At 45.4% G+C, this 26,529-nt stretch carries 21 protein-coding genes and 2 pseudogenes; 2 read left to right on the forward strand and 21 right to left on the reverse strand.

The genetic code is table 11. The annotated features are described in order from the left end of the window. Nucleotides 1-163: 163 nt before the first annotated feature. From DWX91_RS00860 to DWX91_RS00905, 9 genes are all read right to left on the reverse strand, one after another. Entirely contained in the window at nucleotides 164-1,564 is a 1,401-nt protein-coding gene (locus DWX91_RS00860) for a TRAP transporter large permease (RefSeq protein ID WP_118481912.1), read from the reverse strand. Beyond that, on the reverse strand, nucleotides 1,561-2,187 hold the full coding sequence (locus tag DWX91_RS00865) for a TRAP transporter small permease (protein WP_117796217.1): 627 nt from the start codon (nucleotides 2,185-2,187) through the stop codon (nucleotides 1,561-1,563). Before DWX91_RS00865 ends, DWX91_RS00860 begins: the two co-directional genes overlap by 4 nt. Further along, complete coding sequence (locus tag DWX91_RS00870; RefSeq protein ID WP_118538162.1) at nucleotides 2,141-3,199, reverse strand: TRAP transporter substrate-binding protein; 1,059 nt, start codon at nucleotides 3,197-3,199, stop codon at nucleotides 2,141-2,143. Before DWX91_RS00870 ends, DWX91_RS00865 begins: the two co-directional genes overlap by 47 nt. Before the next feature lie 80 nt (nucleotides 3,200-3,279). Next, nucleotides 3,280-4,875, reverse strand: coding sequence for a hydantoinase B/oxoprolinase family protein (locus DWX91_RS00875; RefSeq protein ID WP_118491657.1), 1,596 nt, complete (start codon nucleotides 4,873-4,875; stop codon nucleotides 3,280-3,282). A 16-nt stretch (nucleotides 4,876-4,891) separates the two neighbouring features. Continuing rightward, complete coding sequence (locus DWX91_RS00880; protein ID WP_118472212.1) at nucleotides 4,892-6,970, reverse strand: hydantoinase/oxoprolinase family protein; 2,079 nt, start codon at nucleotides 6,968-6,970, stop codon at nucleotides 4,892-4,894. A gap of 19 nt (nucleotides 6,971-6,989) precedes the next feature. Beyond that, nucleotides 6,990-8,069, reverse strand: coding sequence for an SIS domain-containing protein (locus DWX91_RS00885; protein ID WP_118468274.1), 1,080 nt, complete (start codon nucleotides 8,067-8,069; stop codon nucleotides 6,990-6,992). A 38-nt stretch (nucleotides 8,070-8,107) separates the two neighbouring features. Then, nucleotides 8,108-9,253 carry an ROK family transcriptional regulator gene (locus DWX91_RS00890; protein WP_117796220.1) on the reverse strand — a complete coding sequence of 382 codons (1,146 nt, stop codon included), beginning with the start codon at nucleotides 9,251-9,253 and terminating at the stop codon, nucleotides 8,108-8,110. A gap of 827 nt (nucleotides 9,254-10,080) precedes the next feature. After that, nucleotides 10,081-10,551 (reverse strand): LURP-one-related/scramblase family protein, encoded by a 471-nt coding sequence (locus DWX91_RS00900; protein WP_117796222.1) that lies wholly within the window; start codon nucleotides 10,549-10,551, stop codon nucleotides 10,081-10,083. Continuing rightward, nucleotides 10,548-11,147: a methyltransferase domain-containing protein gene (locus tag DWX91_RS00905; protein ID WP_118472213.1), complete on the reverse strand. Its 600-nt coding sequence runs from the start codon at nucleotides 11,145-11,147 to the stop codon at nucleotides 10,548-10,550. The genes DWX91_RS00900 and DWX91_RS00905 overlap by 4 nt, the downstream gene beginning before the upstream one ends. Before the next feature lie 327 nt (nucleotides 11,148-11,474). Between DWX91_RS00905 and DWX91_RS00910 the strand changes: the two genes are divergently transcribed. Further along, nucleotides 11,475-12,227 carry a YwaF family protein gene (locus tag DWX91_RS00910; RefSeq protein WP_118472214.1) on the forward strand — a complete coding sequence of 251 codons (753 nt, stop codon included), beginning with the start codon at nucleotides 11,475-11,477 and terminating at the stop codon, nucleotides 12,225-12,227. A 297-nt stretch (nucleotides 12,228-12,524) separates the two neighbouring features. Here the strand turns inward: DWX91_RS00910 and carB are convergent. Further along, a pseudogene (gene carB / locus DWX91_RS00915) lies at nucleotides 12,525-15,736 on the reverse strand (carbamoyl-phosphate synthase large subunit). A 337-nt stretch (nucleotides 15,737-16,073) separates the two neighbouring features. Between carB and DWX91_RS00920 the strand changes: the two are divergent. Continuing rightward, nucleotides 16,074-16,571, forward strand: a complete 498-nt coding sequence (locus DWX91_RS00920) for a DUF3842 family protein (protein ID WP_412693794.1) — start codon at nucleotides 16,074-16,076, stop codon at nucleotides 16,569-16,571. Nucleotides 16,572-16,592: 21 nt separating this feature from the next. Here DWX91_RS00920 and DWX91_RS00925 read toward each other — a convergent pair whose 3' ends face one another. The 11 genes and pseudogenes from DWX91_RS00925 to DWX91_RS00975 all read right to left on the reverse strand — a co-directional run bounded on the left by DWX91_RS00925 (nucleotide 16,593) and on the right by DWX91_RS00975 (nucleotide 26,529). Then, a complete protein-coding gene (locus DWX91_RS00925; RefSeq protein WP_118472217.1) occupies nucleotides 16,593-17,519 on the reverse strand; it encodes a bifunctional riboflavin kinase/FAD synthetase in 927 nt (308 codons plus the stop codon). A 1-nt stretch (nucleotide 17,520) separates the two neighbouring features. Next, nucleotides 17,521-18,498, reverse strand: coding sequence for a tRNA pseudouridine(55) synthase TruB (gene truB / locus DWX91_RS00930; RefSeq protein ID WP_022360142.1), 978 nt, complete (start codon nucleotides 18,496-18,498; stop codon nucleotides 17,521-17,523). A gap of 82 nt (nucleotides 18,499-18,580) precedes the next feature. Next, complete coding sequence (locus DWX91_RS00935; protein WP_118472218.1) at nucleotides 18,581-19,552, reverse strand: DHH family phosphoesterase; 972 nt, start codon at nucleotides 19,550-19,552, stop codon at nucleotides 18,581-18,583. After that, the gene (gene rbfA, locus DWX91_RS00940; RefSeq protein ID WP_022360140.1) at nucleotides 19,545-19,937 is read right to left on the reverse strand and encodes a 30S ribosome-binding factor RbfA; all 393 of its coding nucleotides are present in this window, start codon (nucleotides 19,935-19,937) and stop codon (nucleotides 19,545-19,547) included. The genes DWX91_RS00935 and rbfA overlap by 8 nt, the downstream gene beginning before the upstream one ends. Before the next feature lie 16 nt (nucleotides 19,938-19,953). Further along, nucleotides 19,954-22,461 (reverse strand): translation initiation factor IF-2, encoded by a 2,508-nt coding sequence (gene infB, locus DWX91_RS00945; protein ID WP_118491659.1) that lies wholly within the window; start codon nucleotides 22,459-22,461, stop codon nucleotides 19,954-19,956. Nucleotides 22,462-22,534: 73 nt separating this feature from the next. Then, nucleotides 22,535-22,843, reverse strand: a complete 309-nt coding sequence (locus tag DWX91_RS00950; RefSeq protein WP_107000578.1) for a L7Ae/L30e/S12e/Gadd45 family ribosomal protein — start codon at nucleotides 22,841-22,843, stop codon at nucleotides 22,535-22,537. Continuing rightward, a pseudogene (locus DWX91_RS00955) lies at nucleotides 22,830-23,056 on the reverse strand (YlxR family protein). The gene DWX91_RS00950 and the pseudogene DWX91_RS00955 overlap by 14 nt, the downstream one beginning before the upstream one ends. 153 nt (nucleotides 23,057-23,209) lie before the next feature. Next, entirely contained in the window at nucleotides 23,210-24,400 is a 1,191-nt protein-coding gene (gene nusA / locus DWX91_RS00960; RefSeq protein ID WP_107000580.1) for a transcription termination factor NusA, read from the reverse strand. A gap of 23 nt (nucleotides 24,401-24,423) precedes the next feature. Beyond that, nucleotides 24,424-24,891 (reverse strand): ribosome maturation factor RimP, encoded by a 468-nt coding sequence (gene rimP / locus DWX91_RS00965; RefSeq protein ID WP_118468290.1) that lies wholly within the window; start codon nucleotides 24,889-24,891, stop codon nucleotides 24,424-24,426. A 135-nt stretch (nucleotides 24,892-25,026) separates the two neighbouring features. Beyond that, the gene (fsa, locus tag DWX91_RS00970; RefSeq protein ID WP_022358583.1) at nucleotides 25,027-25,683 is read right to left on the reverse strand and encodes a fructose-6-phosphate aldolase; all 657 of its coding nucleotides are present in this window, start codon (nucleotides 25,681-25,683) and stop codon (nucleotides 25,027-25,029) included. Nucleotides 25,684-25,830: 147 nt separating this feature from the next. Further along, nucleotides 25,831-26,529 (reverse strand): L-ribulose-5-phosphate 4-epimerase, encoded by a 699-nt coding sequence (locus tag DWX91_RS00975; protein ID WP_118472220.1) that lies wholly within the window; start codon nucleotides 26,527-26,529, stop codon nucleotides 25,831-25,833.

Below are 26,529 nucleotides of genomic sequence, written 5' to 3' on the forward strand. Positions count from 1 at the left end.
TTTCAATAATCCAAATTTTTGTTTTTTCTGTGTTTCCTGTTTTCAAACTTCACGTTCTCTCCACAGGCAATATCATTTACTTAGAGAATTTCTTTGAAAAAAATTTCCTTTTTTCTACCAATAACTCAACAAGCACTTGACAACACCTTGATAGTTCAGCGCCTCAGCTAAAAAAACGCATAAAAGCAATCCATTCGTTATAATAGCGTTGACTAGAAACTATAAAACAAGCCCGGCAACCAGTTGATACGACAGGAACAAACGATACCAGCAGCAAAATAGGTAATGCACCAAAAAGCAAAAATGGAAGAATAGGTTTAATAAGTTTATGAATCGGAACATCACAAACTCTGGAACATGCCATCAGACAAGTAGCCATTGGCGGTGTAATTGAGCCAATACCTATCGAAACAAAAACGATTACTGCTAACTGAATTGTATCAATTCCACATGCAGTAGCAATCGGTGTAAGAAGCGGCACCAGCGTCAAAATAATAACATTTCCATCCAAGAAAAAACCTATAAAAAACAGCAGAAGATCTATTAACAGGATAAGACCAATACGATTATTGGTAATTCCCAACATTAACTCTGCCACCAACTCGGGAATATGGTTAAGTGTCATCAAACGACTGAAAATCAAAGTCATTGGAAACATTATAACCAATGCCGAAACATCCTTAACTCCCTTAGAAAAAACGCCCATCAATTGAACCAGAGAAAGCTTTTTATAAACTACCACTCCCATGATCGCTCCATATAAACAGGTAATTGCACCTGCTTCTGTCGCTGTAAAAATGCCGCCATAGATACCCCCTAACACAATTACCGGCATTAAAACTGCTACAACAAGCTCTAAAAAAAATCTATTCCGGCTTATAGTCTCACGCGCATTTTTTTCTGATTCTTCTTTAGGCTCATTATCTTCAGTACATGCAGAAACGGATGCAACTGTTTTACCCGCATATTCTGGATGATAATATTTTATATAAATAATCCGATTAATGATCAAATAGAGCCCTGCCCATATTAATCCCGGCACAATCGTAGCCATAAATAAAGCACCAACCGATGCCGAGGACACGGATGCAAAAATAATAGCATTTACATTTGGTGGAATCATAAAGCCAAAAGGACTAGAAGCTGCAATTAATGCCGCTAAATATGCTTTATCATATCCTTTCTTTTCCAATTCTGGCACCATAGCTGTTGACAGTGTATTAGCCGTTGCCAATGCTGAACCGCAAAGGGCTCCAAAAAAGCAGGAAACTACTGGAATTGTGGCCGTCAATCCTCCCTTTACATTATGTAGCATCTTATCCGCTACCCGAATCAGCACATTTGCAATTCCGCTTCGCTCAATCAAAGAACCTCCTACTATAAAAAGCGGAATCGCCAACATAGAAATAGAGTTCAAAATGTAAAACGCATTCGTTGCAAACGTTCCTGTACTTCCAAGCCCCATATATGCCACAAAAAAGGAGCCGCCCAAAAATGCTAACGGAACTGCAACGCCGGAAAAAATCATGAGTAAAATTAATACTGCAGCTATTCCAAATATCATAATGTGCGTAACCTCCTTATAGATTTACAAACATTCACCACATAATAAACCATCATCCCCAAAGCTCCTAAAAATACAGAAGCATATACCCACCACATGCTAAATCCAACAGCCGGAGACACCGTATTACGTTCAATGTGTGTCATCATTAAATTAAATGTTAATGGCATAAATAATCCACATATTATAGTAGAAATAATCAAACTAAACAAATGAAGTGCTTCTTTTGACTTTTCCGTCTTACACAGATTCAAGAAGAAATCGACTTTTAGCATATTGTCATCACGCACAACCAGTATTACTCCAAGCCATACAAATACAATAAATAGAATTGTTGGCAATTCCTCATAGCCGTGCATATTAATATTAAATACCCAACGACTGAAGATTGTCAGATTAACCATAATCATCATCACAATCAACAAAATACCCGCTAAATTTCCAACCACAAATTCAACTATATGATCTAATTTTTTTAAAAATTTCACCACGTTCCTCCTCTCTTTAACGGTAAATAAAAAAGCAGGGGATACTACAAACATAGATATCAATCCACTTGCAGCATCCCCCATACCATTAATAATTAAACAGCTCAGATACCTGATTGTATAATTCTTCTCCAATCAGTTCTCTCCACTTATCCGACAGAGAAGCCGCATACTCTTTCCATTGATTCAATTCCTCATCTGTTGGCTGATAATATGTAATTCCTTTTTCATCAAAGAATTTTTCTGCGTCTGCTTTCATATCTTTATAAGATTCATATTCAGCCTCTGAACACGCCCAGGCAGCATCTACAAATATCTTTTGATCCTCTTCGCTATACTGATTAAACTTATCTAAATTCATCATCAAACTATACGAAGTCCACTGAGCTCCAACATATGAATAAAATGGTGCTACTTCATAATAATTTTCAATAATATATGAAGGTATCTGCTGATCCGTAGCCGTAATCAAACCATTCTGCAGCGATGTATATAACTCTCCGTATGGCATAATTGCGATATTTCCCAAACCGCCATAAAATTCGTTAACAATAGCATCTTCATATGTTCGAAACGTTTCATTCGCCAGATCCTTCGGCACTTTAATCAATTTATCTGTCGAAAAGATGTGGCGCTGTAAGCCACTGTTTTGTGCCAAAAGTTTAATTCCATTTTCTTCATAAAGCTTTGTATTAATAGCAAATCCTTCTGCATTCGGATTAGCAAGCTTTTCCCTCACTGTGTCTAAATCAGGTAATAAAAATGGAATTCTTTGCCATGCAAATCTCTTATCTACATTAGACATTCCGGCACCAAAGTTAAAATCCGTCTCCCCATCCTGAATCATCTGAAAGGATTCCGCATCGCTGGCATAACTGGAATACCAATAAATATCTACTACATAACGGCCATTACTATTTTTCTCCACCTCTTCTTTAAATTTCAGTAGTCCATCAGCAGGATTATAATCCGGGGCAACCTCTGGATCTAACGCTGATGTTGTCAAAACAAGATGAGTTGCATCTGAATCTGCTTTCGTAGTTTCTTCCGCTTTATCGCTCTGCAGTGCAACTGTATTATTACCTCCACATCCAACTATAGTTAATGCCATCATTGCTGCCATTGTCGTTGCAATTAATTTTTTCATTGTACTCCTCCTTTTTCAACATCCACCATATTCTTTTTCTGCTCGTTCCTGGCTGATCAAGCCATCTTTCACATCACACTTTAATGCTTTTTTATCTCTCTCAAGCGGATTACCCCAACCTCCGCCGCCACTTGTCTGAATATAGAGTCTATCTTTCTTATAAAAACGCACCCTTGCTTTCGAGGCAAATGTTCTTCCGTTCCATCAGCTCTATTTACTGTAAAACGAGCTCCTAATGCTGCTTTTCCACCATTCAATCCCCACGGTGCCGTATTAACACGATCAGAGGCAATAAAGCAGTCCACCTCATCTGTCTGGAATTCCAGGACTCGCTCAATTCCAAATCCACCCCTGTGCTTACCAGGTCCTTCAGAATTTGGAGCTAAACCATATCGTATTACCTTAACCGGCATGATTCTTTCAAGAACTTCTACTGGTGTATTTCTGGTATTAGTCATATGCGTATTAACTCCACTGGTTCCATCTTGATCGCACATTCCACCATATCCTCCTCCAACAGTTTCACCATTAGCAAAGAACGAATGTGTTTCTGGATTATAACCACCCAGCTGAATTCCATTCATAGATCCACAAGCAGCCGCACATACTTTTTCTGGAACCACTTGAGCCAGTGCACCAAGCAGTACATCTACCAAACGCTGACACGTAATAGAATTTCCAGAACCGGTAGCTGCTGGATATACCGCATTTACCAAGGAACCTTCCGGTGTTATAACCTCAAAGCGGCGATATGTTCCAGAATTCGGTGGAATCGTGGGATCCGTCACTGCTCGAACAACATAATAAATGCAAGCCAACGCCATCGGACGAACACAATTCAAAGGTCCTCTTACCTGAGGGCATGTTCCCGTAAAATCAATTTTAATATGTGGACCTCCTGTAGTAATTGTTACCTTGATTTTTAATGGCTCTGTTGTAGTAATTCCATCTCCCTCTAAGAAATCCTCAAATTCAAATGTCCCTTTCGGAAGTTTTTCTAACTCTGCTCCCATTCGCCGGTCACAGTAGTTCTCTAACTCTGCAATTGCCTCAAGAACTACTTCTACGCCCATCTCATCACATAATTCCTCAAACCGCTTTTCTCCTACATTATTTGCTGCAATCTGAGCCATCAAATCTCCACTACTTTCGTATTTTGTTCGGATATTAGAGCGAAACATAGCAAAAATCTCAGGATCTACTTTTCCTTCTTTTTTTATCTTTACTGGTGGGAAGCAAATCCCTTCATGGAAAATTTCCGTTGCATCTGGTGTTAACGAACCCGGAACCTTTCCTCCCACATCTACATGATGCGCCAGATTTCCTACAAAAGCTACTAGCTCTCCTTTAAAAAAGATCGGAGAAAAGATAATAATATCTGGCAAATGAGTTCCACCAATGAATGGATCATTGTGCATGATAGCATCTCCAGGTTTCAGTTCTTTTTTGTTAATATGCTTTAAAGCTCCCTTTACTCCCCAAGGCAACACTCCTGAATGAACAGGTATATGCTCTGCCTGTGCAATCGTCTCTCCATTTACATCAAATAACGCACACGAACAATCTCTTCTATCTTTAATATTTGTGGAATAGGCTGTCCGAATTAATGCTGCTCCCATCTCTTCTGTAATTGCAAAAAAGCGATTTCGCATAACTTCCAATGTGATTGCATCCATCTTTTCATTCCTCCTTTTAGTTCTCTTCTAATGCTTCCATCTTCCCAGTCTCACGATTTGCAATCTTCACAACCAAATTCATTCTCTCATCTACTGTCACCTTATCGCCAGGCCCTACTACGGACGTAGCTCCTGTTTCCTCTATGATTGCCGGACCGATAAAGCTGTTACCTGCTTTTAAAGCATCTCGCTTATATACGGCTGTATCCAGCCACTCTCCCATAAAATAAGCTTTTCGAATTTCTTCTGGTTTTGGAAGTTCCTTGCTAATTTCTCCTTTTGAATACAAGTTACTTTTGTCCATTTCCCCAACTACAGAAAGACGCAAACTAACCAACTCCATGGGATCATTCTTCTTAAATCCATAAGAACGCTCATGTGCATCACTGAAATCATTCACAAGCTTATCCCAAACCAGCTGATTCACCGGGCTATTGGGTACCGAAATCGTTAATTCGTAGGCCTGACCAAAATAACGGATATCTATTTTTCTCTCAAAACTTACGCTACTCTCTGATACGCCATCTCGAGCCATTTCTTTTCTTGCTTCAGCCTCTAATTTTTCAAATTTTTCTTCCATATGGTCGAAAGAAACATCTTTTTCATGTTTATGATACGTGCATACTTCATCATATCTAATTGGTGCAACTAATAATCCAAAAGCAGAAAAGTTTCCAGGTTCGATAGGAATAACAACTGTTCCTATATCCAGAGTTCTTGCCAGTTCAACCGCATGAAGTGCTCCCGCTCCTCCATATGGCAGAAGCACAAACTTTCTCGGATCGATTCCTCTTTCTACCGTCATAACTCTAATTGCTCTGACCATGTTGGAATTCGCTACACGAAGAATTCCCTCTGCTACTTCCTCCACTGTCATATTTAATTTTACGGCCAATTTTTCTTCTATCGCTTTCCGTGCAGCCGCCACATCCAGGTGCATTTTTCCACCTAGCAATTTTTCACCCACACGACCTAACACAGCATGAGCATCTGTTACTGTTGGTTCTGTTCCTCCTTTGCTATAACAAACCGGTCCCGGTACTGCTCCTGCACTGCGAGGACCAACCCGAAGCGCTCCGCCAGCATCCAGCCATGCTATAGAGCCTCCTCCTGCTCCAATCGTAGTAATATCTATATGTGGGAATTTTACCGGAAATCCCTCAATCACTCCTTCACCTGTGATACCAATAGAACCATTCTGCACAATTCCTACATCAAATGACGTTCCTCCAAGATCTCCAGTAATAATATTATGATAATCCGTAATCTTGGAAAGAAATTCGGCAGCCAAAACACCTCCAGCCGGACCAGATAATAACGTATTCACACTCTTCTGAGCTGCAATCTGATCGGTCATCATACCTCCAGAAGATTGCATAATAGTCAATGGAGAATTAATCCCATTTTCATCTAATCGTCTACGCAACTGGGATACATATTTCTGCATTCTTGGCTGAACATATGCATTCATAACGGTTGTATTCATTCGTTCAAATTCACGAAACTCCGGCAAAATTTCACTAGATACAGACACTGGAAAATCTGGTGCGATTTCACGAATAACTTCCAACGCTTTTTTCTCATTTTCATCATTCGCATAAGAATGAAGAAAACAGATTGCAATGGATTCCGCTCCCTCTTCCATTAATTCATGAATCGTTTTCTTTAATTCCTCCATATCCAACTGCACCAATACAGTTCCCGTATAATCCATTCTTTCGTCTGCCTCCCGACGAAGATATCGGGGAATTAATGAAGCTGGTTTTCTAGCATGTAAATCATAAAGTTCTGGTCTGCTCTGGCGACCAATATCTAAAACATCTCTAAATCCTTTTGTTGTTATTAATGCTGTTACAGCGCCGTTTCGTTCCAAAAGTGTATTTGTAGCCACTGTCGTTCCATGTGCAACACCCGTCACACAATCTGGTGCTACTCCCAACTCTTCTAAAAGTGCTCTAATTCCGTTCAGAACACCTATACTTTGATCTTCAGGTGTAGAAGGCGTTTTTGCAAAATACACCTTACCATCTTCATTTATTCCGACTACATCGGTAAACGTTCCTCCTACATCTACACCTAATTTCAATTTAGCCATTTTTCATCCTCCTTTATCTCTATCCCTGGTAATAATTTACTTTCGGCATATATTTACTTCCTAGCATCTTATGAAATTCTGGGTATCTTGATTGTTCCGGGTGACGTCCTTTCTTTTCTGTTACATCATTAGCCAGCCATTGTAATGGAATAATGTAAAATAATGGAGTTAAAATTTCATCCATTCCTCCTGGAAGCGAGATAAAACGACCTTTTATTTCAATCTCTTTTTCAAAGCCCTCGTAACCAATAACTGTCACGTGATCCGAATGCTCCTGAGCAAATTGAATCATTCTCTTTATTCGCTCTACTCCAGGTCCCTCGTTTACCAAAAAAATCAAATATGACCACTTTTCAAGACAATGATACGGACCATGCATGTACTCTTCCACATCATATACCTCTACCGGGATTCGCACTCCTTCTAATACCTTAAGAGCCCCTTCTTTAGCTGCAGCTGTTAAAGTACCACCTCCGATAATTGTCACAGATGGAGCAGATTTATACTCCTCCGCAAAATCTTCAATTTCTTCAGATGTACATCTCAAACTTTGCTCCATCCATTTTGGAACTAACGAAATGTCTAATTCCTTACCAGCTAATCCCGCAGCATATAAATACAACATTGCTATAGTCGAAGTAAATCCCTTCGTTTTGGCCCCTACCAGTTCTTCTCCTGTACATGTATCCAAAATCGCCTCAGCACTTTTTCCGCCAGGATTATCAGGCTCGGCTGTTACCATAACGGTTCTAGCCCCATACTCTCTTCCTTTTTCCAAACAATGTATCGTCCCAATACTACGTGCCGTCTGTGAAATTCCTAAAATCAGCGTTTTCTCATCTAGTCGATAATGTGGATAGTAATACAAAAAATCAAATGGGGTAAACACCTGAACCTCTGCATTGAACCATTTTGTAAATGCATATTTAGCCGCAATTGCTGTATGAAGTGAGGTTCCAGAACCAATTAAATAGATTTTATCAAATGGACCTTTTCCCACTATAGAATACACACTATCACACACTTTTTCTGCATTTTGGCAAACTCTTCTAATTGTGTCTGGCTGTTCCAATATACAGCTCTTCATGGTTTGCTTCATTCTATGTATGCCTCCCAACTCTTGTATTTTTCTCTATTTTATTTTTTTACCTGTATGTCCTGCTCTTCGATTTTTTTTGAAGCAAAATTAATTGCTCCTAGAGCTCCTGCTTTTCCTCCCAAGTTTGCCAAACAAATATCCGCCTGAATTGGCGTAAGCCTGCCAACCTCCTCTCGAATCCGCTGAATCACAGATCCCATAGAATCAGAAACTCCACCGCCTATTACAACCTTCTCTGGATTTAAAAGACTAATCGTATTGGCTATCGCAACTGAAAAATCACGAACAAATTTGTCTATTACCGGTATTACTGAGGCATCTCCTCGGCTATATGCTGTAAATAATGCTTCTGCCGAACCAACAATTTGATCCAGTGCCGAGCCAGAACATTTTTTTTCTAAAATTCCCTGTTGTCCTAATTTATTAATTTCCCCTTTTTCCACATCAGAACTTTCTAAATAATATCCTAATTCTCCTGCTCTTCCTTGAGCCCCCAATACCAACTGTCCACCACATACTAATGCTCCGCCAATACCTGTTCCCAATGCAATAAACAACATATCATCCGTCTGTTCACCTGAACCTATCCAACGTTCACCTAATGCTGCCAGATTCACATCATTTCCGACATACACTGGAAATGAAAAATATTCATTCATTAAACTTTGCAAAGGAAATTGATTCCACGATAATGCTTTGGCACGCACCACTGTTCCATCTGAATCCACCGTTCCCGGGACTCCAATTCCCATGCCAAATATCATTTCTCGTTTAATTCCTGCTGCTTCTAATGACTCCTCTACAATCTGGACTAATTCCTCAAACTGATTTTTGGTTGGTATTTTTTTTTCGTACACAATATTACCCACCAAATCTGTTATCAAAAACAAAAGTTTTGTTCCGCCAATATCCATGCCAATACAATACGCAGATTTTGGATTAAATCCCAACATAGTAGATGGGCGTCCAACCCCTGATGGAGACATACAGTCTCCATACTCAACTAGGAGCTTTTTCTTAATTAATTCATCTACAATCGCACTAACTGTTGTTTTACTTAAATTTAATGCCTTTGATATCTGTGCACGGCTAATCGGCTGTTTCTCCTTGACCATATTCAGAATCAATGTCCGATTAATTTTTCGTATTAATTCTAAATGCCCTAAATTTCCATTCTTCTCCATATTACACCCCTTACTCACTTAATTAGTTCAGTGCACTTACTAATTCTTTTAAAAATTACCTCTCGTATTAAGCAAGAGGATTTATATATAAAATACACTTTTATTATTCTGTTTTCAATAGGATTTTTCAACAAAATATCTTTATATTTTCGTAAAAATTACCAAACGCGTTTCACATAATTTGTTTCTTCAGAAAACTAAATGTCACTTTCAAGATACACGTCCATATATGCTGAACTCTTTTTGCAATGCAATTGATAATTCATAAAATCAATTATATCTAACAAAAATGCAATTACAAACCAAAGATGACAGTAACTGTCAACCTGTAACGAATCAACAATTTCAAGAATGTTTTTACTAACCTTCTATATGGTTCCACACATACCCATGCAGTAGAACTTTCAACATTTCCTTATCTCGCTCTTCCCAGGCGGCTTGTACATTCTCCATATCGAACATGGGCATTCTTCGTAAATCTGATATGCTGAAATCTCCCAAGAGCAGGCGTGGCAAAGGCAACTGAAAGAAACGATAGCAACAAAAAACAGGTCCGGACGCACGGAGAGTAATCAGTGTATCTGAACCTAGCTTTTCTATGGTCTTTCCGATGAATAGCTTGGCTGGCTTTTCATTGAAATTTCTTATGCTTTTTTTCGTTGACATTTAATACTGTTCAATGTATCATATAATCAAGAAATGGGTTTGTTACCGTACAGCTATTGCTTAAGCGGGGTGCTCGTTTCTTTTTTGTGTTCACCATATCGTCCTGTCATTATTCAAGAATGCCTCGGTGCTCTTGTAGCAAAAAGCAGACGCACCCTTTCTTACGTCCTCGAACATTTTTCCGCATCGATCGCCAGCACAAACATTAATGCATCCAGTGCATATTCCGGCTCATTTACCTGAATCACATACGTGTCCGTCATATGGAACAGCTCTTTGCTGACACTGGCAACCGAATATCCCCTTTGATCGAGGATATTATAATCCCATTCCATAATCGAACCGTCGATATGCCAGCCATTGTAATCAATATTGTAATGCGGCATCAGGAAAGAGAATTCTTTACTCAAGCATCCGATATAGGTGCCTTTTTTATATATCTCAAATTTTGGCAGAAATGTCAGTACACGCTGAACAACCATTCCAATTTCATTGCCGTCTGCATCATATATCACCAACTTATGGCCCCAGGACAACTGGCCTTTTACCACATATACTGTATTGCCAAACTCATCATAAATATCATAACTGTCAAACCACGAAAATAACCGCTGTTTAAATAAAAGCTTCATAAAATCACCTCAAATATCATAATCCGTTCTCTTTTGTCCTCGCCCGGAAACAAATCCGATGTGTCAATCTCATCATAAAACATTAGCTGTTCCTCCGTCATCAGACAACTGATATATTCCTCCGATGGATAATAAAAAAACAGCAGTATCTCTCTCGGATTTTCGTAATAGGACTCATATATCCTGGCAAGAACAGAGTGCAATATCTCTACCGAAAATGGATTGAAAAAATAACACCGGTCCACTTCTGAAGGAAGCTCATAGTTCTCCGCACTGCTTAAGATAAAGGAAGTACGGTTTCCGGACACTGCCGTCTCCTTATTTTCTGCTGCCCCCTGATAAATACGTTCATCGTATTCGATTCCGATTGTTTTACTCCTTGTCTGATAGGACAAGTAAAAACAGACTCTTCCCTTGCCGGTTCCATAGTCCAATAAGGTATTATTCTTCCGAATTAATCCGCTGTTCGCCAACCGTTCCAGAACCACGTATGCCGTCGGTTCGTATGGGTATCGGTATTGATCCGCATGCGAATCATCTCTGCCGCTTGTTCGGATTTTCAGAAATCTATCCCATTGGGTCTCATTTTGGTTCATGGTATATCTCCCGTATCATTTACTCGATTCTTATATCTACAGAATATAGGAAATTGGCGGCGCTTGTCAACTTGCAGCTTTGGAAAGAAAAAAATTGCAAATATGTAAATCTCCCATCGTCTTATTATGGGCAGATCTTGTTGTTAATTCTTGGCAAATCTAATATTTCGTACTATAACTATTCTGTACCGTTTTCTCTGTACTGGGCATCTGCTTCCGTAAAGAGAATGTGCCTTGTCACATTCTCTCGCCGGGCGCGGTCGCTTGCAGCATGATTCACAAGATACGGAACCATTCCTTAGGTTTTATTACGAAAGAAGGCTTTTTATGATTTCCCGTCTACTTACCTTAACTGCCTGGTCCATGACACCGCCCGCAGTCTGGTCTCCCTTTCATTTAGTATTTATGCTGATCGGCATCCCGCTCGCCGCCTTTGCCGCATGGAAATTGCGGACGCGCCCCGAAGCGTTCCGTCTGCATCTGCTCTTTGCCTGCGGTGTTTTTCTGGCATTTTCCGAGGTCTACAAACAGCTTTTTCTCTATTACATAGAAAACAACCAGCACTACGACTGGTGGTATTTTCCATTCCAGCTCTGCAGCCTGCCGATGTACCTCTGCCTGCTGCTGCCCTTTGTTCCGCATAAATATCAACGTATTTTTTGCACTTTTATGTATAATTACAACCTGCTCGGTGCCGTCATGGTGTTCGTCGATCCGTCCGGTCTGATGCACCCGTACTGGACGCTGACCCTGCATGGATTTATCTGGCATATCCTTCTGATCTTCATCGGGCTACTCATCGCCTTTTCCCGCATGGTGCTGCCAACCGCCAAAGGATTCTGGCAGTCTACAGCTGTATTTGCGGTCGGATGCGTCATCGCAACCATCATCAATGTTACCTCACATCCGTATGGAAACGCGGATATGTTTTATATCACGCCGTACTACGCGACCACGCAGATTGTGTACTCCCAGATCGCTGCTAAATTTGGAATTTTTGCCGGAAACACGGTGTATGTGCTTTCAATCATTTTGGGCGCATGGCTGCTGCATCTCGTATTTCAAGTCGAACGTCCGTGAGACTTGGCGCGTGATTCTGGTCAGCAAAGCTGGCATATTCGTTGCTGCTCACTCATTCCGTGCACATCAACGGGATTTTACCGATGCTTCGCATTTCAAATCGGCAAAATCTGCTATCGATACGATATCATACGGAATTTTCAGTTCAGAAAATTCCTATCTGCAATTAAAAGAGCGCCAGCCCCGCATTCACAGCCGGGCAGACGCTCTTTTCTATAATAGCTCAATTAATTCACTGTCACGGTAAAATCCACTGAAACGACTCTGTAACAATGGATTTTACCCTTTTATTTTTATTTACTGAATCTCGCTATGGAACTCCTGCAGGGACTTAACCTCCAGATGTCCGTTCTTCTTGATACTTCTCAGCGCCTGTACAGTAGCCTTTGCTGCTGCCATGTTGGTGAAGTACGGAATCTTCGCCTTTACAGCTGCCTTACGGATGTAGCTGTCATCGCCTCTGCCCTTCTTATCGTTCGGGGTATTGATAATGATTGCCACTTCTCCGTTGGTAATCTTATCTAAAATGTTCGGACGGCCTTCGTTGATCTTGCATACCTTCTCAGCCGGAAGTCCTGCTGCTACCATCACATCACAGGTTCTGCCTGTACCCATCAGGGTAAAGCCACACTCGTAGAAGCCTCTTGCAACCTCGATAAGCTCTATCTTATCCTTGTCATTGACACTCAGGAGGACAGTTCCGGAGGAAGGAAGACGTGTCTGGGTTGCTTCCTGTGCCTTGTAGATAGCCTCACCAACGCTGGTGGACATACCAAGAACCTCACCGGTGGAACGCATCTCCGGTCCAAGTACCGGGTCAACCTCCGGGAACATCTTGAACGGGAATACCGGCATCTTAACACCGTAGTGCGGAATCTTCTTCTCTTTCAGTGCCGGAACCGGTGACGGACGACCTGTTAAGTAGGAAGTCATGATATCCGTTGCCAGTTTTACCATCTTGATGTTGCATACTTTGGATACCAGCGGCACGGTACGGGATGCTCTCGGGTTTGCCTCCAGCACGTATACTTCGCCGTCCTCGATTGCATACTGCATGTTCATCAGACCTACTACGTGCATCTCTTTTGCGATACGGCTTGTGTAATCGCGGATTGTCTCTACCTGATCCTTGGTCAGATTTCTGGACGGAAGGATACAAGCGGAGTCTCCGGAGTGGATACCTGCCAGCTCGATATGCTCCATAACTGCCGGAACAAATACGTTCTCGCCGTCGCTGATCGCATCTGCTTCACACTCGGTTGCATGATGCAGGAAACGGTCAATCAGGATCGGACGGTCCGGAGTTACGCCGACAGCTGCTCTCATATAGAAGGTCATCGCTTCATCGTCATGAACAACCTCCATGCCGCGGCCGCCAAGTACATAGGACGGACGAACCATAACCGGGTAACCGATCTTATTAGCAATCTCCAATGCATCTTCTACAGTAACTGCCATGCCTGACTCCGGCATCGGAATCTGCAGTTTATCCATCATCGCACGGAACAGGTCACGATCCTCTGCCATGTCGATGGTTTCCGGAGTTGTACCCAGAATGTTGACACCATATTTCTTCAGGTCTGCTGCCAGGTTCAGCGGTGTCTGGCCACCAAACTGTGCGATAACTCCCAGCGGTTTCTCCTTGTGATAGATGCTTAATACATCTTCCAGAGTCAGCGGCTCGAAATACAGTTTATCGGAGGTATCATAGTCTGTAGATACAGTCTCTGGGTTGCAGTTAACGATAATTGTCTCAAATCCAAGCTCTTTCAGGGCGATAGCTGCATGTACGCAGCAGTAGTCAAACTCAATACCCTGACCGATACGGTTCGGACCGCCGCCCAGAATCATGATCTTCTTGTTGTCGCTGCACGGACTCTGATCCTTGATGTGATAGCTGGAGAAGTAGTATGCAGAATCCGGTGTGGCACTTACGTGTACGCCCTCCCAGCCTTCTACGATACCTTCTTTGGTTCTTGCATCGCGGATCTCTTCCTCTGTAACGCCTAACAGCTCGCTTAAATATTTATCTGCAAAACCGTCCAGCTTCGCCTGGCGGAGAACCTCAACCGGCGGAACCTCGCCCTTATACTGCATCAGGCTTTCTTCCTCTTCTACCAGTTCTTTCATCTGCTGGATGAAGTAATGTTTAATCTTGGTTAATTCGAACAGCTCGTCTACGGTAGCGCCCTTACGAAGTGCCTCGTACATAATGAACTGACGTTCGCTGCTCGGAACATGCAGCATCGCAAGCAGTTCTTTTTTTGTCTTCTTATCGAAGTCTTTCGCATGACCAAGACCGTAGCGGCCTCTCTCCAGGCTTCGGATCGCCTTCTGGAATGCCTCTTTGTAGGTCTTTCCGATACTCATAACCTCGCCGACTGCCTTCATCTGGGTTCCCAGCTTGTCCTCTGCGCCTTTGAACTTCTCAAATGCCCAGCGTGCAAACTTGATAACAATATAGTCGCCGGACGGAACATACTGATCCAGAGTGCCGCTCTTGCCGCATGGAATCTCATCCAGAGTCATACCGGTTGCCAGCATCGCTGATACCAGTGCAATCGGGAAACCAGTTGCCTTGGATGCCAGTGCGGACGAACGGGAGGTTCTCGGGTTGATCTCGATAACAATATCACGGTCTGTCTTCGGATCGTGTGCCCACTGTACGTTGGTACCGCCGATTACCTGGATTGCTTCTACGATCTTGTAGGATTTCTCCTGCAGACGTTTCTGTACTTCTTCCGAAATGGTTAACATCGGAGCAGAACAGAAGGAATCTCCGGTGTGTACGCCCAGCGGATCAATATTTTCAATAAAGCAGACAGTGATCATGTTGTTCTTCGCATCGCGGACAACTTCCAGCTCAAGCTCTTCCCATCCAAGGATAGACTCCTCTACCAGAACCTGACCAACCATGCTGGCCTGCAGGCCTCTTGCACACACGGTCTTCAGTTCTTCTACGTTATATACAAGACCGCCGCCTTCGCCGCCCATGGTGTAAGCCGGACGAAGAACAACCGGATAACCCAGTTTATCTGCGATTGCCAGTGCATCCTCAACGCTGTAGGCAACCTCACTTCTAGCCATCTCGATACCCAGCTTTCCATTGTATGCTTAAACTCGATACGGTCCTCACCACGCTCGATAGCATCAACCTGAACGCCGATTACTTTAACATCATATTTATCCAGAACACCTGCTGCTGCCAATTCGGAGCAGAGGTTCAGTCCGGACTGTCCACCCAGGTTCGGGAGCAGCGCATCCGGGCGCTCTTTTTCAATGATCTGAGTCAGACGGTCTACGTTCAGCGGCTCAATATAAGTCACATCTGCTGTCTCCGGATCCGTCATAATCGTAGCCGGATTGGAATTGACCAGCACAATCTCATAGCCGAGTTTTCTCAGTGCCTTGCACGCCTGTGTTCCCGAATAATCGAACTCACACGCCTGTCCGATAATGATTGGACCGGAACCGATAATCAATACTTTGTGAATGTCATTTCTCCTCATGTTTTCTCCCTCTCATTGTCTGCTGTTTTTTGGCTTTAAAAAAGCGGCCTCCCGGATCAACTAAAAATCAAGCACCTCCGCGGTGCCTTCACGCGCGTCTGTCTGATCTTCCGTCACCCTGACAGCCTCCGCCAATCGCAGCTCTGCCAGACCCCAGTTAGCCATTATCAGCATTATAATAGAAAGCGCTTTATTTGTAAACAAAAAATTTTACAAAAATCGATCTTTTTTGCTTTTCTTTTTTCAAAATGTATGATATTATAGTAAAGATATACTGGGGTGTTTATTTTGTCCAAAAGGCAGATTTAGACCCTCTTATTTTCGTTCCTGCGCGAGAATGTGCCAAGGCACATTCTTTTTTATTATCTTGTCCTACGAAAATCCTACGAAAAGGAAAGGGGTTATCCATTATGAAAAAAGTTGTCATCATCGACGGTCAGGGCGGACGCATGGGGCGCGCCTCGTAGAAGAAATCCAGAAACTCTGTCCCGGACAGCCGCTTCTCGCGCTCGGTGCCAACACTACTGCCACTGCCGCGATGATGAAAGCCGGAGCTGCCATGGGCGCCACCGGAGAAAACCCCGTTCTCGTCGCCTGCCGAGATGCCGACCTAATCATCGGACCAATCGGCATCGTCATTGCAGACTCCCTCTTAGGAGAAATCACCCCCGCCATGGCAGCCGCCATCGGACAAAGCCGCGCCCAGAAAATCCTGATTCCTGTCAATGGAAGCTCCTATTGCCGCCATATTTTAGTAGGAACACAGAATTTACCAATGAATGAATATATCCATTTGGCGGCAGAGGAAGCAGCTGCCTACCTGAATCATATTTAAAAAATGCACGAAGCTGAACTCTCATCGTTCCGCTCCGTGCATTTTTCTCCCGGTTTCTTTATCCTTCAAAACCTGCATCTTCAACTCATCCACCCCGGAAAATTTCATCTCCGGCCGCATAAAATCTAAAAAATGAACCTCTATCTTTTTCCCATACAGGTTTTCATCCAGATCATAGATATATGTCTCCGCACCCGCCGGTCGTTCCCCGGCAATCGTCGGTTTTTTTCCAATATTTGTGATACTTCCATAAGAAACACCATCAATCACCGTCCGGGAGAGATATACCCCGAACGCTGGAAGATGTTTCTGGATTCCCGGCAGGATATTCGCCGTCGGAAACCCTAGGGTGGAACCTAAATGCTCCCCGTGTACCACCTGTCCGCTGATCCGGTACTCATATCCCAACAGTTCATTCGCCTTGCGGATATTTCCCTTCGCCAGCTCTTCCCGGATATAGGTGCTGCTGATCTCGCGATCGCCGTCCATCGCCTTTTCAACGATCGACACCTCATATCCATATTTCGGTGCCAGTTTCCGAAGCAGTTCAGCATCGCCCTTCCGCTGGTAGCCAAAATGGCAGTCCGGACCGGACACGATCGCCTTTGCGCCCATCTTGCCGACCAGAATCTCGGCAACAAACTGTTCCGGGTCCATATGTGCGACTTCCTGGTTGAACGGATATTCCACCAGATACTCCACCCCCGCCTCGCGCAGGTTCTCCTCGCGCTCCTCGTTGGTCGTGATCATCGTCTGCAGCTTTCCCCGGATCAAGGTTCCCGGTGCCGTCTCAAAGGTAAACACCGCTGGTTTATATCCTTTTTCCCGATACCGCATCACTTCCCGCAGCAGCTTCTGATGCCCTCTGTGAAGACCGTCAAACTTACCGATCGTGACCGCAGTCGGCTCTTTTATCTGAAATTCTCTGGTTCCGGCAAAATACTGCATCTTACTCTCCTCCCAGAAAGATCTTACGTGGTTTCCATTGTTTCTTCTCCGGCTGATAGGCATAGAGACCGATAAACTGGTTTGCGCTGTCATAGACGCGGATGATTCCAGAATCCGGAAGTACCATCTCTGAGTTTCCATCCGCAGAAACCTGGTGTTCAGCCAAACTGCTTCCGATCTGCACTAAGCAGCCGTCTCTCGGTCCCAGCCCCTTCGGGAATGGATTTCCATTCTGCAGAAGCTTATCCAGAACTTCGCTCTCCGATACATACGCCGGGCAGTCCTCAAACATTCCATCCACCGGCACGATCCTATCCTCGATCTGACCGGCTTTCGCCAGCGCTTCCACCTCGGACAGGCGCAGGCTGTCCCCGATCGCAAATCGATCGACGCGGGTGCGGATCAGTTTTTCCATACAGCCGCCGCATCCCAGCTTTTCACCGATGTCATGGCACAGGGTACGGATGTAGGTTCCCTTGGAACAGGTCACGGTCATCGTCACACGCGGCAGTTCCACCGCATCTATCTGAAGATCATAGATTTCCACCGGACGCGCTGCCCGCTCTACCTCTTTTCCGGCTCTCGCCAACTCGTAGAGCTTCTTTCCGTTGACCTTGAGCGCCGAATACATCGGCGGTACCTGCATATATGGACCAACAAAGCTCTCCGCCGCCCCGCGGACTGCCGGTTCTGTCAGCTGTTCCGTCGGTTTCTCCGAAAGAATCGTTCCTGTCATATCCTGCGTATCGGTTTCGGTTCCCAGCAAAAGAACTGCCTGATACGTCTTCCTCTTATCCGTCAAAAGGTCGCACAGCTTCGTTCCCTTCCCCAGACATACAGGGAGTACGCCCTCCGCTGCCGGATCGAGCGTACCCGTATGACCGATCTTTTTCTGTCTCAAAATGCCCCGGAGCTTCGCCACCACATCGTGGGACGTAAACCCCGGTTCTTTATAAATGTTTATCACACCGTGAAACATAAAATCTCCTAAAAAATCAGAACTATTACCGTCCATGCGCTGTGCACCTGAAAGCAGGCAGCGCAATCAGCAACAGAACCTCCTATTCCTCCCTACGGGCATCCATCTGTTTCTCAATATGTCCCGTCAGGTTGTTGATCACATCCCTCGGATGTCCCTGCATCGTGCAGCCCGCCGCGTGGATGTGTCCGCCGCCGCCGAAATACGCCGCCACCTTGCTCACATCGACATAGTCGTTGGAACGAAGGCTGACCTTGTACTCGTTGAACGCCTTTTCATAGATGAAAATGGCACATTCCACTCCTTCGGTAATCCGGAGCTGATCGATAATGCCATCCAGATCGTTCGTATCGACACCGTAAAACTCCATTTCTTTCTGGGAAACCACACTGAAAATACATCTTCCATCCAGAATCCGTGTACTGCTAAGCAGCGCTTTTCCGAGAATCTGGTTCTGTGCGTAGGTCTTGCGGTAAAAGCTGTCGTCGATGATCTTCGCCGCGTTCACGCCTTTTTCCATCAGCGCGCCCGCGATTTCCATCGTTTTCCGGGTCGTTGAATTGTACTTAAATACACCTGTGTCATGCACAATTCCGGTATAGAGACACTCTGCCGCCTCCCTGCTGATCTTTGCCTCATCAAGAAGCGTGTATAACACTTCGCTGCAGGAGCTTGCGTCCGGAATGATGTAATTTTGTTCTGCAAATCCTGTATTGGTTCTGTGATGATCGATACAGAGTGTCTTGGCGGCGCTGTCAAAATAGACCGCGTAGCCGCCCAGACGCTCTTTGTCGCTGGCATCCAGCGTAATGCACAGATCAAACTGTTTTTCCGGCACAATCTCGGTATGAATTTTCTCAAAATCATTCATATAAGAAAATTTAGCAGCCGGATGGTCGAGAAACAGTTCTGCCTCTATCTGCGGATAATTCTCCCGCAGATAGTTAAGCAGTCCCAGAGTCGTTCCGATACAGTCCCCGTCCGGATGGATGTGACCAAGCAGTACGATGTGCTCCGCCCCTTCCAGTGACGCCTCTAAGATATTTTTACTCATTTTCTTCCTCATCTCCCGATTCTGAGTCTCTGAGGTTTTCAGTTACTTCATCGATCAGGCGGGTCATGTGTACACCGTACTCAATCGACTGATCGAGAATAAATGTAATTTCCGGCGTATTCCGTAAATTAATGCGTTTTGCAAGCTGGGTGCGGACAAATCCGACAGCACTTTTCAGTCCCTGGATCGTATCCTTCGCCGCTTCCTCGTTGCCTAACACGCTGATATACGCCTTGCAGTACTTGAGATCCGGAGTTACCTCCACGGAGACAACCGTTGTCATCGGATGAATCCGCGGATCTTTCAGCTCACGGCTGATGATGGAACTCAGCTCTCTCTGTACTTCACTGTTAATTCTTGTATTTTTAATGCTATTTTTACGCATGAATCCCTCTGCCTTTCTAGCGCGGAACCTCTACCATCGCATATGCTTCGATCATATCGTCTTCCTGCAGATCGTTGAACTTCTCAAATACAAGACCACACTCGTATCCGGAAGCAACTTCCTTCACGTCGTCCTTGAAACGCTTTAAGGATGCCAGCGGACCATCGAAGATCTGCTCGCCGTCACGGGTAATACGTGCCTTGCAGCCTCTCTGGAATTTACCATCCAGGACGTAGGAACCAGCGATAGTACCAACGCCGGAAGCCTTGAAGGTCTGACGTACAACGGCGTGACCGATTACCTGCTCCTCGTAGATCGGGTCAAGCATACCCTTCATCGCTGCCTCGACATCCTCGATTGCCTGATAGATGACGCGGTAGAGACGAACGTCTACTTTCTCACGCTCTGCGATGGACTTCGCGGTTGCGTCCGGGCGCACATTGAAACCAATAATGATCGCGTTGGATGCGGCTGCCAGACTGACGTCGGACTCGTTGATCGCACCAACACCGCCGTGGATGACCTTGACTACAACTTCCTCGTTGGACAGCTTCATCAGGCTCTGTTTTACTGCCTCGACAGAACCCTGTACATCTGCCTTGACGATCAGTGGAAGTTCCTTTACATTTCCTGCCTTGATCTGGGAGAACAGATCGTCCAGGGAAAGCTTCATCTTTGTATCTTCAATTAACTTATTCTTGCTCTCAGAGATAAAGGTTTCTGCAAAGCTTCTTGCCTCTTTCTCGTTCTCCGGCTGTACAAATACCTCGCCGGCGTTCGGCACGTCATTAAGACCCAGAATCTCGACCGGAGTGGACGGACCAGCCTCTTTGACGCGGCGTCCCTTATCGTCCATCATCGCACGGACACGGCCGTAGCAGGCACCTGCCGCGATCGGATCACCGACATGCAGGGTACCCTTCTGTACCAGGACGGTTGCAACCGGACCTTTACCCTTATCCAGCTCCGCCTCGATGACAAGACCTCTCGCATTACGGTTCGGGTTTGCCTTTAACTCTTTGACCTCTGCGGTCAGAAGGATCATCTCAAGCAGTTCCTTGATACCTTCCTTGGTATGTGCAGATACCGGAACGAAGATGGTGCTGCCGCCCCAGTCCTCCGGAACCAGTTCGTACTCGATAAGCTCCTGTTTTACCTTCTCAATATTGGCACTCGGCTTATCGATCTTGTTGATCGCTACAATGATCTCAACCCCTGCTGCCTTCGCATGGTTGATCGCCTCGATGGTCTGCGGCATAACACCGTCATCTGCTGCAACAACGAGGATTGCAATATCAGTGGATTTTGCACCACGCATACGCATTGCGGTAAATGCCTCATGTCCCGGCGTATCGAGGAATGTGATCTTCTGTCCGTTGATCTCTACCATGTACGCACCGATGTGCTGGGTGATACCGCCTGCCTCTTTTGCAGTTACATTGGTCTGGCGGATTGCATCCAGAAGGGAGGTTTTACCATGATCGACATGACCCATAACGCATACAACCGGCGGACGGGTTACCATGTCCTTCTCATCCTCTTCTTCCTCTTTCAGAAGTTCCTCGATGACGTCAACCTTGACCTCTTTCTCACAGAGTACGTCAAACTCCATCGCGATCTCTTCTGCCTGCTCGTAATCTACTTCCTGATTGATGGTGACAACCTTGCCCTGTAAGAAGAGTTTCTTTACAATGACAGACGGCTGAAGTTTCATCTTGTCTGCCAGATCCTTGATGGTAATTACCTCCGGGATCGTGATTGTCTTGATCTCCTCAACCTTTGCCTCCTTCTTCTGCGGCGGCTGAACAGCGCTCTTTACGTTCTTTCCGCCTCTTCCCTTGGAGTGCATCTCTTCCTCATGGTCGATCTTGCTGTATTTATCGTTCTTGTAATTATTCTTATTCTGCTTGTTGTTCTGCGGTTTCTGTACAACCGGGCTGTCGAAGGATGGCTTCGGAATATTTAAACCGCCGCGTCCATCGCGTCCGCCTCTCTGACCATCACGACCGCCCTGATAGCCGCCGCTTCTCTGTCCGTCGCGGTTTCCCTGATAGCCGCTTCTCTGTCCGTCACGGTTCTCTGCCGGAGCTGCGCTCTTAGCCGGCTGTACGGTCTGCTCTGCGCCTGCTGCTGCCGGACGGCTTGCCGGTGCGCCGGTCTTGGCTGCGTTTCCTGCATTACCCTTGCCTGCTGGACGGCTTCCTCTCTGTACGCTGTTCTGCGGACGATAAACCGCTGCAATCCGCTTTTTCGGCGGCTCAGTTGTCTTCTCCGCCTCTTTCTTCTCTGCCTCTAACGGCTCTTTCTTTATATCTTCCACTCGATTTGTTTCCGCCTTTCCTGTATCTGTCTTTGACGCTGTCGTCTGTCTCTTTGCTCCTGCAAGGAAGCATCTGACTACTTCTGCCTGTTCCTCCGTCACCTTGGAAGAATGGCTTTTTACGTCAAAATGGTTTTTCTGCAGTATCTCTAAAACTTCTTTATTTGATTTGCCAATCTGTTTTGACAACTCATTAACTCTCATGTTTTGCTACCTCCGTTCCGGCACTGCCTTCCCGTTCTGCATAAGCTCCTAAAAGAGCCCGCCCAGAAAAGCGTTAATCATCTAACTTCTCTCTTAACGCCTTTGCAAAACCGGAATCCAAAACGGCCAGAGACGCTCTCATCTCTTTTCCCATCGCGTGTCCCAGCTCTTCCTTCATGCCGAACTGGTACACGGGAACCTTGTAGTATGCACATGAATTTTCAAACATCTTTTTTGTATTGTCCGACGCTTCTTCTGACACGATCACCAGATACGCTTTTCCACTCTTGATCGCTTTCTCGGTCATGAACTCGCCGCTTGCCGTCTTACCGGCGCGCGTCGCCAGTCCCAGAAGATTCAGCACCTTTTTACGATTCTCCAAACTGCTCCATCTCCTTTTCCAGCGTCTCATAGACTTCCTTCGGAATCGCCATCTTGAGCGACCGCTCCAATCCTTTGCTCTTTACCGCCTTTTTCCAGCAGTCCATCGAGGACAGAGGTAGGCGCCGCGTCCATTCCTACGGCCTGTCGCGTCAATCTCGATCGTATCGTCGGCTGTCTTTAAAACGCGGATCATTTCTTTTTTGCTCTTCATTTCTCCGCATCCGATGCACTGTCTGAGCGGCACTTTCTTTGCTCCCACTGTCTATCACTTCCATTTCTGTCAAATCCCGGTTCTGCTGCTTTCTTTCTGCCAAATCTGCTCGTTCCGCCCGAAATCAGCATCCCCGCACATTATCTGTCAGGATTATTCCTGCTCCGCTGCCGGCTCTTCTGTGCCCTCAGCCGCCTCATTTTCTGCTGCCTCGGCTGCGTCTTCCTCTGCCACGCTGATCAGCGGGTCATCGGTGTAGCCCTCGAAGCCTTCCTCATAACCGCTCTCAAGCTCATCTAAAAGACCGGACTCTCTTGCCTGTGTCTCGCTCTTGATATCGATCTTGAAGCCGGTCAGGCGGGCTGCCAGGCGTGCATTCTGACCCTCTTTACCGATTGCCAGGGAAAGCTGGTAATCCGGAACGATCACCTGTGCCTCGCGTGCTTCCTCATCTGCTGCAACCAGGATAACCTTTGCCGGGCTTAATGCGTTCTCAATCAGGAATGCAGGGTTGTCATCCCAGTTGATGATATCGATCTTCTCACCGCGCAGCTCATTGACAACCGCGCTGACACGCGCGCCGTTTAAGCCGACACATGCACCGACCGGATCGACGTTCGGGTCGTTGGAGCTGACTGCCATCTTCGTACGGGAACCTGCCTCACGTGCGATCGCCTTGATCTCTACGGTACCGTCTCGGACCTCGGCAACCTCAGACTCAAAAAGGCGTTTTACCAGATCTGGATGGCTTCTGGATACGGTGATACGCGGGTCGCGCTGTGTCTCTTTTACTTCGATGACATACAGTTTGATACGCTCGGTCGGTTTGAATACCTCGCCCTTTACCTGCTCACTCTCGTTCAGGATCGTGTCGATCTTGCCTAAGTTGATGCTGATGTTGCGTCCTACATAGCGCTGTACGATACCAGTTACGATATCTTTCTCTCTGCAGTGCCACTCCTCATACAGGGCGTTGCGCTCTGCCTCACGAAGTTTCTGTAAGATAACATTCTTCGCGTTCTGAACGGCGATACGTCCAAACTCCTTGGAATTGACAGAGAACTGAACGACATCGCCCAGCTCATACTTGCTGTTTAAGAGCTTTGCCTCTGCCAGGCTTACCTGGGTCATCGGATCCTCTACGGTCTCCACAACCTCACGCTCTGCCACGATGGAAAAATCTCCTGTTTCACGGTTGATGTTTACCTTGACATTATCTGCCCGGCCATAATTGTTTTTGTATGCTGTCAGCAGAGAATTTTCAATTGCTTCTAAAAGAACATCTTTGCTGATATTGTTTTCTTTTTCCAGCAGATTTATTGCCTCAATCAACTCTTTATTCATTTTATTTTATCTCCTCCTACCGTCTAAAAATCAAAGGCTAAACGAATCAAAGCAATCTCTGATTTTTCAAATGTACGCTCGCTGCCGTCCTCCATCGTGATTGTCACAGAATCTGCGTCATAGGACGTAAGCGTTCCTGTAAATTCCTTCTGTTTGTCGATCGCTTTATACAGGCGGATCTCCACATCTTTGCCGATGCTTCTTGCAAAATCTTTCTCTTTCTTCAGAGGACGTCCCAGTCCCGGAGAACTCACCTCCAATATATAGCTGTCCTCGATGAAATCTTCCTTATCCAGCCATTCACCAAGCAGACGGCTGATTACCTCGCAGTCATCAACGGTAATACCGCCCTCTTTGTCAATGTAGCACCGCAGATACCAGACACCGACCTCGCGGACATACTCCACATCAACCAACTCAAACTGATGCTGCTCCAGAACCGGCGTGATCCACGCCTCTACCCGTGCTTCGTACTGCTCTCCCTTTGCCATACCCCCACCACCTTTCTATGAAATTAGAAAGAGTGGACTTTTTTGTCCACTCTTTCCAGTCAGTCTATTATGTTATCGTGCCTAGTATAACATGCTTTTTTCGGAAGTTCAAGAGGTATTTCCTATTGTTTCTCTTTATTTACCGAATACAGCCTCATAATCTGCTTTGAATTTCTCGATACCAGCATCGGTCAGCGGGTGTTTTACCATCTGCATCAGAACCTTAAACGGAACAGTTGCGATGTCAGCGCCAGCCTTCGCGCACTCGATGATGTGCATCGGATGTCTGGTGGAAGCACAGATAATCTCGGTGGAAATCTCCGGATAATTGTCAAAGATCTCTACGATATCGTAAATCAGGTCTGTACCGTTGGTGGAGATGTCATCCAGACGGCCTAAGAACGGAGAAACGTATGTAGCGCCTGCTCTTGCAGCCAGAAGTGCCTGGTTGGCAGTAAAGATCAGGGTTACATTGGTCTTGATGCCCTCAGCGGACAGAGCTTTCACAGCCTTTAAGCCCTCGGTAGTCATCGGGATTTTAACAACCATGTTCGGATGAATCTTAGCGATCTCACGGCCCTCAGCGATCATATCCTCTGCCTTCACAGTCGTAGCCTTAACCTCACCGGAAATCGGTCCGTCTACAATGCTGGTGATCTCTTTGATAACCTCATTAAAATCACGGCCTTCTTTTGCAATCAGAGACGGGTTTGTGGTAACGCCACAGATAATACCCATATCATTCGCTTCACGGATCTCATCAACATTCGCGGTATCAATAAAAAATTTCATTTCCCATATCCTCCTAATTTTTATAAGATAGATAGCCAGTATCTCCTATATCTGCTATACATAAGTATACCATACTTGTCCCATCTATTTCCATACTTGAATCTATATTTTACAAATTGTTACTGTTCACGCATACGTGCCCAGTAACTACAAATCCCCCTGTCCGTAATACGCCCCCGGGCCATGCTTCCGCAGATAATGTTTATCCTGCAGGCACTGCGGCGCTTCCTTCACATCCGGATTGATCATCTCGCAGCGCGCCGCCATCTTGGCAACCTCCTCGAGTACAACCGCGTTGTGAACCGCCTCATGGGCATCCTTGCCCCAGGTAAACGGTCCATGGTTCTTGCAGAGCACACATGGCACAGCCATCGGGTCAAGCTTCCTCTCCTCGAACAAATCTGCGATCAGCACGCCTGTGTTCCACTCATAATTCTTTAATTCTTCCTCATTTAAGTTTCTCGCGCATGGAACGGAACCGTAGATATAATCTGCATGGGTCGTTCCGTAGCACGGAATGTCGCGTCCCGCCTGCGCCCAGGAAGTCGCCCACGGACTGTGCGTGTGAACCACGCCGCCGATCTTCGGAAAACGGTTATAAAGAATCAGGTGGGTTTTTGTATCAGAGGACGGATTCAGCGTTCCCTCAACGCGATTTCCTTCCAGATCCATGACAACCATATCATCTGGCGTCAGTTTGTCATAGTCCACGCCAGACGGTTTGATGACAAACAGCCCCTTCTCACGGTCAATCCCGGAAACATTGCCCCAGGTAAAAGTAACCAGACCGTATTTCGGAAGCAGCATATTGGCTTCGTATACTTCTTTTTTTAATTCTTCCAGCAT

The organism is Clostridium sp. AF22-10 (assembly GCF_003478725.1).
GTDB lineage: Bacteria > Bacillota > Clostridia > Lachnospirales > Lachnospiraceae > Otoolea > Otoolea fessa.